Origin of the sequence: uncultured Hymenobacter sp., assembly GCF_964243305.1 — a bacterium.
Taxonomy (GTDB): Bacteria; Bacteroidota; Bacteroidia; order Cytophagales; family Hymenobacteraceae; genus Hymenobacter.
This window is the reverse complement of the sequence record NZ_CAXTEF010000005.1, coordinates 73,528-90,492: the sequence shown is the minus strand read 5'-3', so window position 1 is coordinate 90,492 and position 16,965 is coordinate 73,528. Positions and strand designations below refer to the sequence as shown.

15 protein-coding genes are annotated in these 16,965 nt (G+C 59.4%); 6 read left to right on the top strand and 9 right to left on the bottom strand.

The features are described 5' to 3' along the window. Nucleotides 1-70 precede the first annotated feature (70 nt). The 7 genes from recN to ACFE70_RS05030 form a co-directional block, all read right to left on the bottom strand. On the bottom strand, nucleotides 71-1,759 hold the full coding sequence (recN, locus tag ACFE70_RS05060; RefSeq protein WP_375416634.1) for a DNA repair protein RecN: 1,689 nt from the start codon (nucleotides 1,757-1,759) through the stop codon (nucleotides 71-73). 312 nt (nucleotides 1,760-2,071) lie between these two features. Then, on the bottom strand, nucleotides 2,072-3,034 hold the full coding sequence (locus tag ACFE70_RS05055) for a DUF4835 family protein (protein ID WP_375416633.1): 963 nt from the start codon (nucleotides 3,032-3,034) through the stop codon (nucleotides 2,072-2,074). Nucleotides 3,035-3,040: 6 nt separating this feature from the next. Continuing rightward, a complete protein-coding gene (locus tag ACFE70_RS05050; protein WP_375416632.1) occupies nucleotides 3,041-3,685 on the bottom strand; it encodes a phosphopantothenoylcysteine decarboxylase in 645 nt (214 codons plus the stop codon). A gap of 59 nt (nucleotides 3,686-3,744) precedes the next feature. Further along, nucleotides 3,745-4,326, bottom strand: a complete 582-nt coding sequence (locus ACFE70_RS05045; RefSeq protein ID WP_375416631.1) for a flavoprotein — start codon at nucleotides 4,324-4,326, stop codon at nucleotides 3,745-3,747. A gap of 170 nt (nucleotides 4,327-4,496) precedes the next feature. Next, nucleotides 4,497-4,850: a DNA-directed RNA polymerase subunit omega gene (locus tag ACFE70_RS05040; protein ID WP_375416630.1), complete on the bottom strand. Its 354-nt coding sequence runs from the start codon at nucleotides 4,848-4,850 to the stop codon at nucleotides 4,497-4,499. 26 nt (nucleotides 4,851-4,876) lie between these two features. Beyond that, entirely contained in the window at nucleotides 4,877-5,719 is an 843-nt protein-coding gene (locus ACFE70_RS05035) for an outer membrane protein assembly factor BamD (protein ID WP_375416629.1), read from the bottom strand. A 94-nt stretch (nucleotides 5,720-5,813) separates the two neighbouring features. Further along, nucleotides 5,814-7,610, bottom strand: coding sequence for an OstA-like protein (locus ACFE70_RS05030; RefSeq protein ID WP_375416628.1), 1,797 nt, complete (start codon nucleotides 7,608-7,610; stop codon nucleotides 5,814-5,816). A 216-nt stretch (nucleotides 7,611-7,826) separates the two neighbouring features. On the opposite strand from ACFE70_RS05030, the gene tilS reads away from it, so the two are divergent. From tilS to mdh, 6 genes are all read left to right on the top strand, one after another. Continuing rightward, complete coding sequence (tilS, locus tag ACFE70_RS05025) at nucleotides 7,827-9,155, top strand: tRNA lysidine(34) synthetase TilS (RefSeq protein WP_375416627.1); 1,329 nt, start codon at nucleotides 7,827-7,829, stop codon at nucleotides 9,153-9,155. An 88-nt stretch (nucleotides 9,156-9,243) separates the two neighbouring features. Next, the gene (locus ACFE70_RS05020) at nucleotides 9,244-10,113 is read left to right on the top strand and encodes a GLPGLI family protein (RefSeq protein WP_375416626.1); all 870 of its coding nucleotides are present in this window, start codon (nucleotides 9,244-9,246) and stop codon (nucleotides 10,111-10,113) included. Between the two features lie 346 nt (nucleotides 10,114-10,459). After that, on the top strand, nucleotides 10,460-10,666 hold the full coding sequence (locus tag ACFE70_RS05015; RefSeq protein ID WP_375416625.1) for a hypothetical protein: 207 nt from the start codon (nucleotides 10,460-10,462) through the stop codon (nucleotides 10,664-10,666). 95 nt (nucleotides 10,667-10,761) lie between these two features. Then, nucleotides 10,762-11,604 carry a GLPGLI family protein gene (locus tag ACFE70_RS05010; RefSeq protein ID WP_375416624.1) on the top strand — a complete coding sequence of 281 codons (843 nt, stop codon included), beginning with the start codon at nucleotides 10,762-10,764 and terminating at the stop codon, nucleotides 11,602-11,604. Between the two features lie 62 nt (nucleotides 11,605-11,666). Beyond that, nucleotides 11,667-14,330: a hypothetical protein gene (locus ACFE70_RS05005; protein ID WP_375416623.1), complete on the top strand. Its 2,664-nt coding sequence runs from the start codon at nucleotides 11,667-11,669 to the stop codon at nucleotides 14,328-14,330. Nucleotides 14,331-14,476: 146 nt separating this feature from the next. Continuing rightward, the gene (gene mdh, locus ACFE70_RS05000) at nucleotides 14,477-15,406 is read left to right on the top strand and encodes a malate dehydrogenase (RefSeq protein ID WP_375416622.1); all 930 of its coding nucleotides are present in this window, start codon (nucleotides 14,477-14,479) and stop codon (nucleotides 15,404-15,406) included. Between the two features lie 348 nt (nucleotides 15,407-15,754). On the opposite strand, the gene ACFE70_RS04995 is transcribed toward mdh, so the two are convergent. Beyond that, nucleotides 15,755-15,955, bottom strand: a complete 201-nt coding sequence (locus ACFE70_RS04995) for a hypothetical protein (protein WP_375416621.1) — start codon at nucleotides 15,953-15,955, stop codon at nucleotides 15,755-15,757. Between the two features lie 65 nt (nucleotides 15,956-16,020). Further along, nucleotides 16,021-16,938 (bottom strand): rhomboid family intramembrane serine protease, encoded by a 918-nt coding sequence (locus ACFE70_RS04990; RefSeq protein ID WP_375416620.1) that lies wholly within the window; start codon nucleotides 16,936-16,938, stop codon nucleotides 16,021-16,023. Nucleotides 16,939-16,965 lie beyond the last annotated feature (27 nt).

Sequence of the window (16,965 nt, the reverse complement as noted above, 5' to 3'; positions counted from 1 at the left end):
GATGCGTCGGCCTGAATGCGCGGCAAGTTAGCGCATCGCCGTAGCTCCTACCCCCTCAGATTTCACCAACTCACTGCTTCACCATTTCACCACTCACTATTTCCCCCCGCAGCGCCAGCAGCTCGCGCGCGCTCTGGAAGGCATTTTCGCTGGGCTTGGCGCCCGCAATCATGTGGGCAATTTCCTTGATGCGCTCGTCCTGACTCAGTTCGCGGATGCGGCTGATGGTGCGGTCGGCGCGGTCCTCCTTATACACGAAGTAGTGCACGTCGCCGGCCGCCGCCATCTGCGGCAGGTGCGAGATAGCCACGAGTTGGTGCTTGTGGGCCATCTGCTGCATCATGCGGCCCACTTTCACGGCAATCTCGCCGCTGATGCCAGTATCGATTTCATCGAACACTATCGTGGGCAGGGCGGTCTTATCGGCCAGCATGTACTTGATGCACAGCATCAGGCGCGAAAACTCGCCGCCCGATGCGGCCTTGCTCAGCGTCTGCGGCGCGGCGCCCTTGTTGGCGGTGAAGAGGATGTTGACTACGTCCGTGCCGCTCACGGTCGGCGCGCCGGTGCGGTGCTCGACCACAATGCGGGCGTGGGGCATTCCCAGCTCAGAAAGCAAAGCGCTTAGCTCTTTCTCGAACTTCGGAAACGCCTTGCGCCGGCTCTCCGAAAGCCTACCCCCTTGTTTTGTGACAGCGGCTAATGCGCCGTCGGTGTCCTTGCGCAGGCGGCTGATTTCCTTGTCCAGGTTCAGCACCGAGCCGACTTTCTGGCGCAGCTCCTCGCGCTTTTGCAGTAGCCCGTCCAGGTCGCGTACCTGGTGCTTGCGCTGAAGTGTGTAGAAGGTGTTGAGGCGGCTTTGCAGCTCCTCGGCGCGGGCGGGGTCGCCCTCGGTGCGGCGTTCGGCGGCTTCAACCTCCTCGGCAATGTCGTGCAGCTCAATCAGGCAGGAGTCGAGGCGCTGCTTCAGCTCCTTGAGCGGGCCGGCGTAGCCCGCGACCTGACCCAGCAGCACGGCGGCGTCCTTCATGCTGCCGGCGGCGCAGTACTCGCTTTCGGTCAGGGAGTTGAAGGTCTGGGTGAGCTTGTACTTGATTTCCTCCGCGTGCTCGAGCTGCTTCACTTCCTGCTCCAGCGCGTCCTGGTCTTCATTATCCAAGCTGGCGTCATCCAGCTCGCCGAGCAGGAAGCTGTTGTAGTCCAACTCCTTGCTGGCCTGCGCCACTTGGTCTTCCAGCATTCTCAGGTCGGCTTCCAGCTTGCGGAACTGCCGGTAGGCAGCGCCGTATTGCGTGCGCAGCGGCACGAGCCCGCTGTACAAATCCAGCAGATTAAGCTGAAAAACCGCGTCGCCGAGCAGCAGCGTGTCGTGCTGCGAGTGGATGTCCATCAGGTTCGCCCCAATCTTGCGCAGCGCCTCCAAAGTCACGGGCGTGTCGTTCACGAAGGCGCGCGACTTGCCCGTGGGCGCAATCTCGCGCCGCAGGATGCAGGCCGCGTCGTAATCCAAATCCTCGGCCTCGAAGATGTCCTGCAACTGGTAGTTGGCAATGTCGAACTGTCCCTCAATCACGCACTTGCGCTCGGTGTTGAACAGCATCCGCGAGTCGGCCCGGTTGCCGAGCAGCAGCCCAATAGCGCCCAGCATGATGGACTTGCCGGCCCCGGTTTCGCCAGTGATAATGTTGAGCAGCGGCGAGGGCCGCAGCTCCAGGCGCTCAATCAGGGCGTAATTCTCAATGCGTAAATCGACTAACATGAATCGCAGATGATGCAGATGAAGCCGCCGATGTCGCAGATGACCGCCTGACGGAAGATGCGAACGATGGCATAATGCTAATTTATTTGACAATTAATTGTCCATAAAATTAGCAAACAAAAAGTGTTTGCTTCCAAATTCCGCTTTTCCCTACCCCCCCTTAATAATCAAACCTCAAGTCAAACCTCGCCTATGTGCGGCCTGACCTATGACCTACTTAATCTATACTGGCCTTAGCTTTAATCGCGTTGCCTGTATCCTATCCGTCAGGCGGTATGTGCGTTATCCCTTTTCATCCGCAGCATCTGCGATTCAGCGGGAAAGGACGGACTGATACTTAGCCGCGTTCTGTGTGTCAACTTCTGAGAGCATCGTCACGAGCTGCTGCTTCTGCTGCTGGTTGGGACTGGTGCGGAAGATGTTGGCGATTTCGTCGGCCTTAGCATCGAAAAAATAGCGGGCAAAGGCGGTATTGGGACGCAGCAGCACGGCTTTTTGCACCCCATTGAGGGCCGTGAACACGGCGGTGCGGGCGGCGTCGGGGTTTTCGATGAACGTGTCGAGGCCCAAGCGATAATAATCATAGAGGCCGCTGCGGAAGGCTTCGAGCTGCGGGTCGCTGAGCGTATTGAGCAGCGAGGCGCGGTTGCGCGAGGTGGGGCCGGCATCGCGCCAGCCTTCGTCCGGCTCACCGGTGGTCGAGCTTTGCGAAGCCGAATAGGTGAGCACGTTGCGGGCCTGGTCGTAGTAGGGCGTGCCGCCGAGGCGGGTAAAGGTGTCGCGGTCGAGGCCAATGGCGAGGTAGGCGTAGAAGCCCAGCAGCGACGAGAGGTTGGAAACGAAGCTGTTAGGCGAAAAATCCAGCGGCTGCTGCGGCGTATAGTTGAACGCGAAATTGCGGTCAACCAGGCTGATGACGTTGGTGTCATAGCCCGTGCCATACACCGGCCGGGTCGAAACCAGTCGCATGGTGGCCTTGTAGTAGCCGGTTTGCGGAATCTCGGTGATGCCCACGAACACCTTGAGGCGGATGCGCTCTTCGGGCCGGTAAGCCTGCGTGGTCCAGGAGCGGGTGTTCAGGAACGACTGCATGTCGTTCTGCATCTGGTTGATAAGCGAGGGGTCGGTCACGGTCACATTCTGGGTCGTGACCGTGACCTGGGCCAGCAGCTCCTGGGCGCGGGCGGGGGGGGTGGGGAGCAGCAGCAATAGCGGCAGCAGCAGGCTCCAGGCCCGGCAAAAGCGCCTGAGCGGCGTCGCAAGCAAGATTTTCATCATAATTCAGTTCGGCAAACTGGCCAGCACCAACTGCACCAGCGCGCGGGCCAGGTCGGTTTTGGCCTGCAACTCAAAGTTACGCACCCGGCCGGCGCGGTCCAGCACCTGCACCTTGTTTGTGTCGTGGCCGAAGCCCGCGCCCGCGTCGCGCAGCGAGTTGAGCACCACCAAATCGAAGTTTTTGCGGTGCAGCTTGCCGCGCGCGTGCGCCAGCTCGTCGGTGGTTTCCAACGCGAAACCCACCGAAAATTGTTCGGGCCGCTTGCTCTGGCCGAGCGTGGCGGCAATGTCGACGTTCTTAATCAGTTCCAGCGTGAGCGTGTCGCCAGATTTCTTGATCTTCTCGGCTTCGAGGCGAGCCGGGCGGTAGTCGGCTACGGCGGCGGCAAACACCCATACGTCGGCGCCGGGCGCGGCGGCGGCGGCGGCGGCGAACATCTCGGCGGCCGTCTCCACCCGTTGCGTTTGAATCAGGGGGGTAGGCGGGTCCGGCAACTGGCTGGGCCCGCTGATGAGCGTCACCTCGGCGCCGGCCGCCGCGAAGGCCTCAGCCAGCGCGTAGCCCATCTTGCCCGTCGAGCGGTTGCCCAGAAAGCGCACCGGGTCGAGTGGCTCATAAGTTGGGCCGGCGGTGATGAGAACGCGCATTTTTTAATGAGGAATGAAGAATAAAGAACTGGCACTGATGACGCCGCTGAAGCAATTTCTCATTCTTCATTCTTCATTCTTAATCCAAAAAATCCTTCCAGCTCGCGCACGATTTCTTCCGGCTCCTGCATCCGGCCGGGCCCGGCCAGGCCGCTGGCCAGCTCGCCGCTGGGCGAGTCGAACACGTGGTTGCCGAAGGAGCGCAACCGGGCCAGGTTCTGCGCCACGGCCGGGTGGGCAAACATGTCCAAGTCCATCGCCGGCGCCAGAAAAACCGGACAGCGCGCCGATAAATACACGGCACTCAGCAAGTTGGGGCAGAAGCCGTTAGCCAGTTGCGCGAGCGTATTAGCACTGGCCGGCGCGATGATATAGGCATCAGCCCACAGGCCCAGTTCGACGTGATTGTGCCACTCGCCGGTCGCTGCGTTACGCAAAAAGCCCGTCAAGACGGGCTTTTTGGAGAGCGTGCCCAGCGTGAGGGGCGTGACGAAGGCGGCGGCTGATTCGGTTAGGATGACCTGCACCTCGGCCCCGGCTTTCATCAGCAGCCGCACCAGCGTGGCCGATTTATAAGCAGCGATGCTACCGCTCACGCCCAGCAGCAGGCGGCGGCCGGCAAGAGACGAGGCGTTGGTCATGCCAGAGGGGGTAGGAAATTGAGTACTCTATAGAAAAAGTAAAAACCGTCATGCTGAGCTTGCGAAGCAGCATATCACGTTGGAACGAGGCGGTAATTAACCGTTCTGGCCTCGCTCCAACGTGATATGCTGCTTCGCAAGCTCAGCATGACGGTCTATCTAGTTTACCTCTAGCGCTGCTCGCGCGAGGCCGTGGGCTGCGGCTGCTCTTCTTCGATTTCGGGCGTGTGGAAGTGGATTTCGCCGTTGATAAACTCCTCAATGGCCAGGCTCGTGGGCTTGGGCTGGCGCTCATACTGCTTGGAAATCTCGATTTGCTCGCGGTTCTCGAACACTTCTTCCAGGTTGTCGACGGTGGTAGCGAACTGAGCCAGCTTCTCGTTCAGCTCTTCTTTTAAGGTCACCGAGAGCTGGTTGGCGCGCTTCGAGATGATGGAGATGGCCTCGTATACGTTGTTGCCGCTTTCCGTGGTGATGTCGGCCAGGTTGCGGGTGATAATGGAATTGGAGACGGGAGCTTTCATGGGTCTGATTTGGTGCTGATGCTGAGTTAGTTGCTAGTCGCCGCCGCGGCGGCGGCCGGGGTAGGCTTGAGCTTGTCGAGCTGCCGGCGCGTGTCGTCGTACATGGCCTCGGCGGCCTTGAGGTTCTTGCTTTTGGGATAGCCGTCGAGGAAGCGCTGGTAGAAGCTTACTACCTCCAGGTACCGCTCGCGCTGCTTTTCCTCGATGCTTTCCTGGGACCAGGCATACTGGGCGCTGATGCGCAGAAAGTCGGCCTGCTCGGCGAAGACCGAGGCCGGGTACTGCTGCTGGAAGTTGGTCAGCGCCACCACAGCGGCCTGGTTGTAGCGCAGCTGGTAGTAGAGGCGGGCGCTTTCGAAGGCTTTGTTTTCGAGCTTGCGCTGCAGTTCCTGCGACATGTTCTCGGCCTCGGGCCGGTACTGGCTGGTGGCGTAGCGGTTCAGAAACTCCTGAATCGACTCCAGCGCGGCGGTGGTGTTGGTCTGGTCCAGCTCGAAGCCGGGCGAGTCGCGGAAGAGCGACTTGGCGTGCAGAAACGTGGCCTCCTCGACGTAGGGCGAGTTGGGGTAGGTTTCGGTGAACTGGTTGAAATAGAAGGCGCTCAGCACGTAGTTGCGCTGCTTGTAGTTGGTGTTGGCGAAGTAGAACTGCGCCTTCTCGGCCTCCGGCCGGCCCTTGAGCAAGGGAATCATTTCCTCCAGCAAGGTGCCGGCCCGAAAGTAGTCGCCCTTGTCGTAGTACTTGATGGCGGCCTCGTACTTCTTGTTGACGTCGGTGCTCTTGAGCAGCTTCTGGTAGCTATTAGAGCAGGCGCCCAGCCAAAGCGTGGACACCAGCATGAGCACCAGGGAAAGGCGGGGAAAGGACATAGGAAGGGCAAAGATAAGAGATAGCGCCCACGCTGCCATAGGCCGGCCGGAGGGGGGTAGGAAGCGCTTTGTTCCCTACCCCCTGCCCTACTGATTAGCGTTTGGCGGCGGGGGTTGCACCAGTACCCGGTGTGGTGGCCGTTTTGGCGACGGGCGTCGCGGCGGGCTTAGGTTTGGGAAGGGGGGTAGGGAGTGCCCGGCGGCGCGGCGCGGCTTTGGGCGAGGTCTTTTTTGGGGCCGCTTTCTTTTTGGTTTTGGGCCGGACGGCGCGGCGCAGGTCGCTGGCAAACTGCTGGCCCAACACCGTGCGCCGGCTGGGCCGTTCCGCCAGCCGCCAGCGGAAGCCGCGCAGCTGCTTGTCGGGCTCCTTCAACTCGTGGGGCGGGATGAAGCTCGCGTCAGGATTCGTCAGGAAAGAGATGGTTTGCAGCTTGCTCTCGGCGAAGCGCAGGCGCATGGTAGCCGACACGGCCTTGTTGACGCCGGTGGTGGCCGAGTCGCCCTCGATGGCATAATACAGGCTTTCGGCGTTGCCGAGCACGTCGATGCGGCGCAGCTTGTTATCCTGGAAAAAGGCCGTCATGTTGCGGCCCTTCACCTGGTTGTAGTTCAGCAGCGTGTCCTGACTCACGCTGAAGGCGTTGGCGTAGAGCCGCATCTGGTCGATTTGGCCCTTTCTGGAGCGAATCTCCATGCTGTCGGCCGTGAGCTGATTGCGCTGCTGCCAGAGCACCGGGTCCTTATTCAAATAGATGATGCTATCCTGCCGGTCGTAGGTCAGCGAGTCGCAGCGGCCTTGCAGCGCGCCGCGAAAAATCTGCACTTTGGGGTAGGCATACAGCACCGATTCGCCTTGCCGGCCGCCGCGGGGCTCCACGCTCAGCAGCGTGTCGGCGGCCAGGTAGAGCGTGTCTTTCTGAGAAATGTTGCGCAACACCGGCCGGCCGCCATAGAGCTTGGTGCGGCCCAGCGCCCGCCAGTAGCGGCCCACATCGCCGCGCAGGACCAGGTTATCTTTCTTGGAAATCAGGGTGACGTGGCCGTTGGCGACGCCGTAGAAAGTGGCCTCATCGTACACCAGCCGGTCGCCGCCGAGCAGGTAGTTGGGGGTTTGCAGCTTGGCGTTTTTCTCGAAGTTCGAGACCTTGGTAATCGTATTATACGTGCCCTTTTCGGCGTACAAGTCGCCCTGCCGGCTTTTGATGCGCGTGGGGCCTTCGAAGTAGGCAATCTTGCTGATGGTGTTGAAGCGCAGCGTGTCGTTGGTCAGCTCGGTGCGCTCGCCTTTGGCGTCAATCGTGACGAGGCGCACGGCGCGCCGGAACACGAACACCTTGCTGGCCGTGCTGTAGAAGCCCTCCTGGCTGTCGAGCGTGTTCTGCGGGTCGGTGAGGTGGCCGCCGGTGTTGTAGGAGGCCACCTGCCGGTTGAGGTCGTAGTCCAGCTCGTTGGTGGTCAGGGTCATGCGCGGGTCGCGCATCACCACGTTGCCCCGCATCCGGGCCGTGCGGGCGTCGCCGTTGTAGAAGCCCCGGTCGCCGGTGATGGTCACGGTGTCGTTTTGCACCACGCGCACATTGCTGAAGGCCTCAACCTCATTGCGCTCCAGGTACTGATAAGCCGAGTCGCAGGACAGAAACGTGTCTTCCTGCTTGAAGCGCACCTCGCCAATCACCTTGCGAATCTCGACCCCATTAAAAGTGCCGCCGACCAAACTCTTGGTGAACAACAGCTCGATGCGGGAGCCTTTGGGCGGCGGGGGAGGGGTAGGGGCCGCGGCCGGCGCCTTGGCGGGCCGGGCCGGCGGGCGGGAAGCCGGGCGCTGCGCCAACAGCGTGAGCGGCAGCAACAACCAAAGCAGCAGAGAGGAGACGCGGGCGGCGACGGACATGCGGGGGCCAAAGGTACGGCGGGGTCGGGGCGTAACGCTCATCTTTGCGGGCTAGTGCCCTACCCCCCGCTTGTCATCCTGAGCTTGCGAAGGACCTTCTCCTGTGAGAACAACGCAGTGGCCAATTGATTACTGCAAATTGTTCTTCGGTGAGAAAGTCCTTCGCTGCGCTCAGGATGACAGCGGGGGGTAGGCCTCCTGATTCTCTTATCTACTATGCTCGACCAAGTCCGTGCCTTCATCCAGGAAAACCAGCTTTTTGACCTCGAAAACGACCCCGTATTGGTAGCTGTCAGCGGCGGCCTGGACTCCGTAATCTTGCTCGACGCGCTGCACCGGCTGGGGGCGCAGGTGGCCGTGGCGCACGCTCACTTCGGCCTGCGCGGTGATGAGGCCGATGCTGACGAGCAATTCGTGCGCCAGCTGGCCAAGCGCTACGGCCTGCCCTACTTCGCCGAGTTTTTCCAAACCAAAACTTTCGCTGAGAAGGAAGGCATCTCGACCCAGATGGCGGCCCGCCTGCTGCGCTACGAGTGGTTTGAGCGCGTGCGCCAGGAGCAGGGCCTGGCCGTCATCGCCACCGGCCACCACCAGCGCGACGCCGCCGAAACCATGCTCCTGAACCTGACCCACGGCACCGGCCTGGCCGGCCTGCACGGCATCCGGGCCCGGAATGGCTACGTGGTGCGCCCGTTGCTGGGGGTCGGGAAAGACGAGCTGCACGACTACATGGCCGAGCGCCGCCTGACCTGGCGCGAGGATGACTCCAACGACTCCTCGCTCTACCAGCGCAACCTGCTGCGCCACGAGGTGCTGCCCGTGCTGCGCGAAATCAACCCCAACCTCGATAACACGCTGCAAACCACGGCTGAGCGCGTGAGCGGCGCCGAAGAAATTGTGCGCCAGTACATCGAGCAAACCCGGCAGCAGGCCCGCCGCGACGCGCCCGAAGCGGTGTACCTGAGCATCGCCACGCTGCAAGCCACCACGGCCACGGTGCTGGTCTTGCACGAGCTGCTGCGGCCCTTCCACTTCTCCTACGCCGTGGTGCGCGACATCGCGGCCTCATTCAAGTCCACGGCCGGCCGGCAGTTCGACTCGCCCACCCACCGCCTGGTCAAGGACCGCGACCAGCTGGTTATCACCCCGCGCCGGCTCACGCAGTTCGGCACGTTTCAACTGGCTGAAAACCAGACGGATTTGCTGGCTGACGGCCTGCGCCTGCGGGCCGAAACGCACGCGGCGGCCGGCTTCGAGGTGCCGCGCTCCCGCAGCACGGCCGCGCTCGATGCCGATAAGCTCAAGTTTCCGCTCACGCTGCGCCGCTGGCAGGAAGGCGACTGGTTTATGCCATTAGGTTTAAAAGGCAAGAAGAAGCTCAGCGACTTTCTGATTGACCAGAAAGTGCCGCTCAATTTGAAAGATGACGTGCGGGTGCTCACCTCGGCGGATGGCAAAATCTGCTGGGTGGTCGGCTTCCGGGTCGATGAGCGCTTCAAGGTGAGCGAGGAAACGGCGCAGGTGCTGACCGTGCAGCGGCTGTAACTGGCTGGGCGGAGGCGTCGAATGCAGGTTTTTTCTTACATTCCGGCTGTTCTACTTGCCCGTCAAGCTTGCTTACACATTCCTGCCTATGCGACGCCTCTGTTTTGCTACAATGCTGGCTGGCTTAACTGTTTCGGCTGCCGCTGCTCAAACCACCCCTACCCTGCCCGCCGACCAGTGCCGCATCGAGGCCACGTACCGGCTCACCTACCGGTCGGATTCGACTAATCCGGCAACCCACGCCGAGCCGATGCGGCTGCAAATGGGCAGCAAGCTCTCGCGCTTTGAAAGCCTGAACGCCGTGCGCGAGGACTCGCTGATGGACGCGGCGCTTGCGCGAGCGGAGAAAAAAGCTGGCCCGGACGGCGTGATCCACTTGAATCTGGAGGGCGCCGGGCTGGAAGGCTTACGGACGAACTTCAAGGAAGTCATTTTTAAAGGGCCGGCGGCGGGGCAGCTGGCCGTGTACGACGACATCGGTACCGTGACTTACGTGTATCAGGAACCAGCCGCGGCGCTGGCCTGGACCATTACGCCGGCCACGGCCAGCGTCGCTGGCTACGCCTGCCAGCGGGCCACGGCCGCGTTTGGAGGCAGGAACTGGGAGGTGTGGTTCACCCGCGAAGTGCCCGTAGCCGATGGACCGTATAAGTTCGCCGGCCTACCCGGCCTTATCGTCAAGGTGGGGGATACGCGGGGCCATTACCGCTACGAGCTGCTGAAACTGCGGCGCCTACCGGCGCCGCTGGCTATGGCCCTGCCCAAGCCGGGCGCCCGGCCCATTGCCAAAGCCGAATTCGGGCGGGGCAAGACCGAATACGAGCGCACGGCGTTTGAGCGGTTGCTGGCCAACGGCAACATCCGCTTCGGCAACGGCACGCCCGAGGAAACCGAAGTGGCGCGGCAGCGCGTCAGGGCGCGGGCCAAGAAGCCGACGAATCCGCTGGAGTTGCGGTAAATAGAAGCGCCGCGCTGGTGAGGAGCCGGCAGCCGCCGCAAGCTCAGCCGATATAATTAATCGGGCTACTACTTAGACTATTAGGGGTAAGGACACAATTATTTTGGCCTACCGGTTAGGATAAATCGTTTTTTTTCTAACCTTCACTAGCACCAAAGCTGACCGCGTAACCTTGTGATAATGAGACGTACAGCGGCTGGCGCGGGTGCAAGCCGGTAGCGGGTTGGCAGCCCATTTTTCATGCGACGGCGCTTGGCGGGCTCTGCTCCCCGGCCGTCTGGTAGTGCAGGCCTTTGATGCCGGGGCCTTCGGCGTCACAAGTCACCTTACAACCCAACCAATTACCATGAAGAAGTACCTATTAATGGCTGCGCTGCTGTGCGGCACCTCGTTCGCTAGCATGGCTGGCACAGCAAAAAGCGTCACTCCCAAGGTGCGTAAGCCCAATTACGCAATTCTTTTCTCAATGTGTGGCCAAACCACCATCGCTATCGGAAAAGATAGAGCTGAAGCATTAGAGGTTGTTGCAGCACTCGCTGAGGCCTACTGCTAAACTATAAGACCTCTAGCAGCATTAAAATTAAAGAGCAGATAGTTATTTAAAACTGTCTGCTCTTTTCTTTCTAAGAACTTTCTAACACACTTAATATGAAACTCTCGCTCAGCTTTCTCATTTATTTGGCAGTGATGATTTCCACGACAAAGGCACAACCTGTTAAAGCACCATTTGTAGCCGAGAAAGCTGAAATTCTATGCATTTACAAACTCAGCTATCAACCTGATTCATCAAATACTCAACGAAGGGAGGAGATGATGCGCCTTGTAATTGGCAAATCAACTTCCAGATTCGAGAGTCAAGGAGCTTACCTTTCTGATTCAATACAGCATTCTATGGCTGACTTGCCTGATAATCAGGCAAACACTCAGATGTTGGTAGATAAGTTAGTTGCCGTACCGTATTCCAGATTTGGTTTCAAAATTATCAAAAGTCGTCCCACTAACTTGATTTATTCCTACGATATGATATCGACTAAACTATACACTTATTTGGACGAGTTCCCAATCGCAAAATGGAAGGTCAGCTCGGAAAGAAGCGTCATTGCAGGATATAGCTGCCAAAAAGCTACCATTGCTTTTGCAGGCCGAGTTTTTGAAGCTTGGTTCACGCGAGAAGTTCCAGTTTCAGATGGTCCTCATAAATTTTATGGTTTACCTGGCTTAATAGTGAAGGTCAAGGATGTTAAAAACCATTATATTTTTGAACTAACAAGCTTGAAGAAGCTTAATCAAATCTTGACCACGGCTCTACCTAAACAAGCAGCTCTAACAACTAAAGCAGCACTGCTTCAAGGTAAAAGAAACCACTATGCAAACCTTCACATCACGGCGATGGCTTTGACATCAAAAGGCAGTGCGAATTCACCAGAGCTACGAACGTCCGAACAAAACCGTATAATGAAAAAATTTAACAACTCTTTAGAATTGCGGTAACTTATTTTGCCTTCATTTTTTAGCTTTTCCGAATGACAAAGATTGGAACAGCTCTCAAATGCTTGGTGCTACTACTCAGCCTCTCTCAACGCCTACTTGCCCAAACCATCCTCACCGGCACGGTGCGCGACGCGGCGGGCAAGCCGCTGGAAGGCATCCTGCTGGAAGCCGAAACCAAAGCCCAGCCGCCGGCCACGGCCTTCGTCATCTCCGGCGCGGATGGCAGCTTTACGCTTTCCCTACCCCCCACGCCGGCCAGCGACTCGCTGCAACTCTCGGCCCGCGCCCTGGGCTACGCCGCGCAGCTGCTGCGGCTGGCGAACCGCACGCAGCTGGTGGCGCTGACCCTGCGCGAGGAAGTTACGCAGCTCAAGGAAGTGACGGTGCAGGGCGCGCCCATCACGCGGCAGGGCGACACGCTCAGCTATAAGGTCGCGGCGTTCAGCAACAAGCAGGACCGGGTAATTTCGGACGTGCTCAGGAAGATGCCGGGCATTGAGGTGGCCGGCGACGGGCAGATTTCCTACGAAGGCCGGCCCATCAGCTCCTTTAATATCGAGGGGCAGAACCTGCTGGAAGGCCGCTACACAATGGCCAGCGACAACCTGCCGGCCAATGCGGTGCAGAGCGTGCAGGTGCTGGAAAACCATCAGCCCATCCGGGCGCTGGATGGTAAAATCCGGCCCGAAGCGGCGGCGCTTAATATCAAGCTCAAGAAGAAAGTCACTGCTACCGGGCAGGCGCGGCTGGGCGCGGGAGTAGGCAATACGCCCACCTCGGCGCTCTGGAACGCGAACGTGTCGCCGATGCTGTTCACTAAAAAGCAGCAGCTCATTGATACGTATCAGACCAATAACACCGGCCAGGACGTGGCTACCGAACTGAAGCCGCTGACGTTGTCCGACTTGCAGCAGCGCAGCGAAAGCAGCAATCAGAAACCTGACCTGACCCGCATTCAGGGCTTGGGGCAGCCGCCGGTGGCAGCCAACCGCTACCTGTTCAACCAAGTGCATTTGCTCAGCGCCAACCATCTGGTTTCACTCAGCAAGGATAATCAGCTGCGGGTGAATGCGTCCTATCTGCACGACGCGCAGCGGCAGCGCGGCAGCTCCCGGACGTTCTACTACCTGCCCGACAACCAGACCGTCACGTTGACGGAAGAGAAATTCAACCGTCTATATTTTAATAGCCTGCAAGCGGATTTAGCGTTTATTAAAAACGTCAAAACTTACTATCTGAAAAACACGCTCAGCCTGGATGGTCGCTGGGATTCGCAGCGCGGCGATGTGTTCCGGGCAGAGGAGGGGGTAGAGATTCGGCAGGCGGCGCGCAACCCATTCGGAGCGGTTACGAACCGGCTGGGGCTGGTGCGGCCGTGGGGGGTAGGGCGCACGGTGCAGGCCTCGTCACTAGTTTTTTATACCAACAGTCCGCAGCAACTCGTGGTAAATCCCGGCCCGTTCGCCGAGGCCCTGACGGACGGCGCGGCCTACGACGAAGCTCGGCAGCGGGCGCAGCTGGGGTCGTTTTTCACCAGCAACTCGCTGGGGCTGACTATTAGCCGGCGGCAGTTGGCCTATTCCGGCACGGTGGGCTTCTCGCAGGAAGTTCAACAGCTAGCCGCAACGCTGGAAACTGCGCCGGCTCCGGAGCCGGCCGCGACCGATGCGCTGTTGCGCAACAACCTGCACTGGGCGCGGGGCCGCTACTACCTGCAACCCGAAATCAGCTACAAGGCCGAAAGCTGGAACGCCAGCTTGGAGGTGCCGGTGAGCTATTACGACTTCCGGGCCCGCGACGCGGCGCTGGCGGCCGGGCAGCGCTTGCAAGTGGTGGTAGCCGAGCCGCGCCTGAGCTTGCGGCGCGACCTTGGGGCGCTTTGGTACGCCGCGGCCGGCGCCGGTCTCAGCAACCGTTTCGGCGAAATTGGGCAACTTAACTACGGCTACATTCTGCGCGATTACCGCACCTTGCAGCGCAGCGACGCGCCCTTACCCCGCAGCCAGGGCCAGAGCTACAATGTGGGACTCTACTTCAAGAATCCGCTCAAGTCGCTGTTCTTCAACGCCAGTTACTCGTTTTCCTCTACGCTTAACAACCAGCTTATTAGCAGCGTAGTGGGAACTAATGGCGCGCTTACAACGGTGGCCCTGGACCAGGACAACCGCCGCCTGACGCACTCGCTAGTCAGCAGCGTCAGCAAGTTCATCAGTCCCTGGAAAACCAATCTGAGTCTGCAAATCGTGGGTTCTGCCAGTCAGCAGCCGCAAGTGCTCAACGAGGTATTAGCTCGAACTCGCAGCCAGAGCCTGACGACTAGCTTCAAAGCCAGCGTGTCGGCATTTGAGTGGGGCAGCCTGGAATACAACGCCTCTCTGACAGCTCTGCGCAGCCGCGTGGCTGATGCGCCGGCCCAGCCGCTGGTGCTGCTGCAAGACCACCACGCCGTGCTGAGCGTGTTTCCGGTGGGCCGCCACCAAGTGTCATTGGCCGCTGATTACTACGCCAGTCAGGGCCCGAGCCCGACGGTACGGGCCGTGTTTGCCGACCTAACCTACCGCTACGTGCTGCCCACGGCCCGCAAAATCGACCTGGAAGTGCGCTGGAGCAATGTTTTCGACACCCGGCAGTACCAGTACAGCTACGTGAGCCAGTTCATCCTGGCCCAAAGCACTTACCAGTTACGGCCAGCGCAGGTGCTGGCCTCAGTGCGGCTCTCGCTGTGAAAGGAGGGTAGGGAAATAGGAAAGGCTGGTAAACATGGCCCGCTCTACCCTAAACGCAGGGGGTAGGGCGCGTTGTCTGCCCGAAATTCGGGCTGTAGTTTTACGGCTCTCTCTCTCCCTCTCAACCCATAACCCTACCCCCTCCGATGAAAGTAACCGTAGTCGGCGCCGGCAACGTGGGCGCCACGTGCGCCGACGTGCTCGCCACCCGTGAAATTGCTAACGAAATTGTGCTGGTTGATATCAAGGAAGGTATTGCCGAAGGCAAAGCCCTCGACATCTGGCAGAAAGCGCCGGTCATCGGCTACGACTCCCGCACCGTGGGCGTCACCAGCGACTACGCCCGCACGGCCGGCTCCGAAGTCGTCGTCATCACCTCCGGCCTACCCCGCAAGCCCGGTATGAGCCGCGACGACCTGATTTCGGTCAACGCCGGCATCGTCAAGTCCGTGACCGAGCAGGTCGTTCAGCACTCGCCCGATGCTATTATCATCGTCGTCAGCAACCCGCTCGACGTGATGACCTACCAGGCGCACCTGACGGCCAAGCTGCCGCGCGAGAAAGTGTTCGGCATGGCCGGCATCCTCGACACGGCCCGCTACCGCGCCTTTTTGGCTGAGGCGCTGAACGTCAGCCCCAAGGATATTCAGGCCGTGCTCATGGGCGGCCACGGCGACACGATGGTGCCCCTGCCCCGCTACACCACCGTGGGCGGCATCCCGGTCACCGAACTCATTGGCAAAGCAGAGCTGGATGCCATCGTGCAGCGCACGGCCGTGGGCGGCGGCGAATTGGTCAAGCTCATGGGCACCTCGGCCTGGTACGCGCCCGGCGCGGCAGCGGCCCAGATGGTGGAAGCCATCGTGCGCGACCAGCGGCGGGTGTTTCCGGTGTGTTTGGAGCTGCAGGGCGAGTACGGCATCAACGGCGTCTACCTCGGCGCGCCGGTCATTCTGGGCAAAAACGGCGTGGAGCGCGTGATTGAGTTGCAACTTAACGACGAGGAAAAGCAGCTGCTGGAAACCTCGCGCGGCCACGTCAAAGAGGTAATGGAGGCGCTGGACAAGCTGGGCTAGGCAGCGTAGGTATTTTAAGGTTTGAACAGTAAAAAGCCCTGCCGGAGATTCTGGCGGGGCTTTTTTCGTAATCTTGGTGCGCTGTTAGTTTTGAAAGAAGCCAGATACTTTTACGCTTGTCTTTCTATCGGTTGATGAGTGCAAAATAGAAAATAGCTGGAGGTAAGGCAAACAATATACATACTACCATTTTAGATGAAGCATCAATGGCTGAGAGATATATCAAAACAATTCCAATTAAGAACAAGGGTATAGTAAAAATTAAAAAACAGGGATTAAAGCTCAATACAGACGCAAGTATTAAGCAAGTTAACCCAACAACATGTTTCCTATTTCTAACACTCATTTTCACGCCCGGCTCAGCTTGCGCATCACACTCTCACGGGCAACGCGGGGACTGTTCTTCGCCTCGCGCATCATCAAAGCCAAGCCCAAATCCTCTTTCTCTTTTTCCGAAAGCACTTTCGCCTCGATGCTCATTTTCTTGAACATCGCCGTCAGCAGAGCGAAATCCTCATTAGAGGAAGGCGTAATCAAGAAGAATTCCATAATATGTAGGGTAAGGGCAGTTAGAATACGTAAAAGCTACTGGGACACCGGTGTTTCCTACCCCCCTACTGCTGGCTGGCCCGAAACAGCTTCTGCTTTTCCTCTTTCGACAAACTTTCGTAACCCGAGCGCGAGATTTTATCCAGAATTAAATCAACCTCCTCGGCGGCGGGCAGGCCGGGAATGGCCGCTTTCTTGGGGGTAGGGCCGGCGCTGACCGAGCGGCGAGCGGCTACGGGCTCGGGGTAAGAGGCGCGCATGGTGGGCTTGGGGGCCAGCAGGCGCGCAAACCAGTCGCCCACGGCCTGCACCGGGCGGCCTAAGTCGCGGCCGGCTTGCAGCTGCTTGATGAACACGTAGCCCAGCAGCGCGCCGCCGAGGTGCACGATTTCGCCGCCCGCATTGCCGCCGTTGATGCCCGCCAGCGAAATCAGGACCACTGCCACGGCAATCCACTTAATCTTGACCGGGCCGAGCAGGAGCAGCATGAAGGTGTAATCAGGCAGCAGCGTGGCCGCCGCCACAATGATGGCCGTCACGGCGCCCGAAGCGCCCAGCACGAACTGCCCGGCGGCGGCCGAAGGCTGCAAAACCGGAATCAGGTTGTAGCTGAGCAAATACACGGCGGCCCCCACCATCGCCCCCAGAATGTAGAGACTTACAAGCTTGCGGTCGCCAAGGTATTCCCGGATGAGCTGACCGAACCAGTAGAGATTCAGCATATTAAACAAAATATGAAAGAATCCCTCGTGAACGAAAGCGTAAGTCAGCACCGTCCACGGATGGCGAATCAGCACCCCTAAATTAGCAGAGAGAGCTACCTGCCGCATGATGAGCGCATAAACCGGCTTGGTTTGCGAAAGGGTGGTAATGGCACCCAGCAGCACGACGGCCGCGAACACCAGCACGTTGAGCACGATGAGTTGCTTGAGCGCATTGTCGCGCTGCCCAAATACCTGCCGGATATCCTGAATAATACTCATAATTAACTACGTAAAAAGGCCCGCGGG

Coding starts and splice junctions, on each gene's coding strand:
- recN (WP_375416634.1), bottom strand. CDS start 1,759: ATGTTAGTCGATTTACGCATTGAGAATTACGCCCTGATTGAGCGCCTG.
- ACFE70_RS05045 (WP_375416631.1), bottom strand. CDS start 4,326: ATGACCAACGCCTCGTCTCTTGCCGGCCGCCGCCTGCTGCTGGGCGTG.
- ACFE70_RS05040 (WP_375416630.1), bottom strand. CDS start 4,850: ATGAAAGCTCCCGTCTCCAATTCCATTATCACCCGCAACCTGGCCGAC.
- ACFE70_RS05015 (WP_375416625.1), top strand. CDS start 10,460: ATGAAGAAGTACCTATTAATGGCTGCGCTGCTGTGCGGCACCTCGTTC.
- ACFE70_RS05020 (WP_375416626.1), top strand. CDS start 9,244: ATGCGACGCCTCTGTTTTGCTACAATGCTGGCTGGCTTAACTGTTTCG.
- ACFE70_RS05050 (WP_375416632.1), bottom strand. CDS start 3,685: ATGCGCGTTCTCATCACCGCCGGCCCAACTTATGAGCCACTCGACCCG.
- ACFE70_RS04995 (WP_375416621.1), bottom strand. CDS start 15,955: ATGGAATTCTTCTTGATTACGCCTTCCTCTAATGAGGATTTCGCTCTG.
- ACFE70_RS05035 (WP_375416629.1), bottom strand. CDS start 5,719: ATGTCCTTTCCCCGCCTTTCCCTGGTGCTCATGCTGGTGTCCACGCTT.
- ACFE70_RS04990 (WP_375416620.1), bottom strand. CDS start 16,938: ATGAGTATTATTCAGGATATCCGGCAGGTATTTGGGCAGCGCGACAAT.
- ACFE70_RS05055 (WP_375416633.1), bottom strand. CDS start 3,034: ATGAAAATCTTGCTTGCGACGCCGCTCAGGCGCTTTTGCCGGGCCTGG.
- mdh (WP_375416622.1), top strand. CDS start 14,477: ATGAAAGTAACCGTAGTCGGCGCCGGCAACGTGGGCGCCACGTGCGCC.
- ACFE70_RS05030 (WP_375416628.1), bottom strand. CDS start 7,610: ATGTCCGTCGCCGCCCGCGTCTCCTCTCTGCTGCTTTGGTTGTTGCTG.
- ACFE70_RS05010 (WP_375416624.1), top strand. CDS start 10,762: ATGAAACTCTCGCTCAGCTTTCTCATTTATTTGGCAGTGATGATTTCC.
- tilS (WP_375416627.1), top strand. CDS start 7,827: ATGCTCGACCAAGTCCGTGCCTTCATCCAGGAAAACCAGCTTTTTGAC.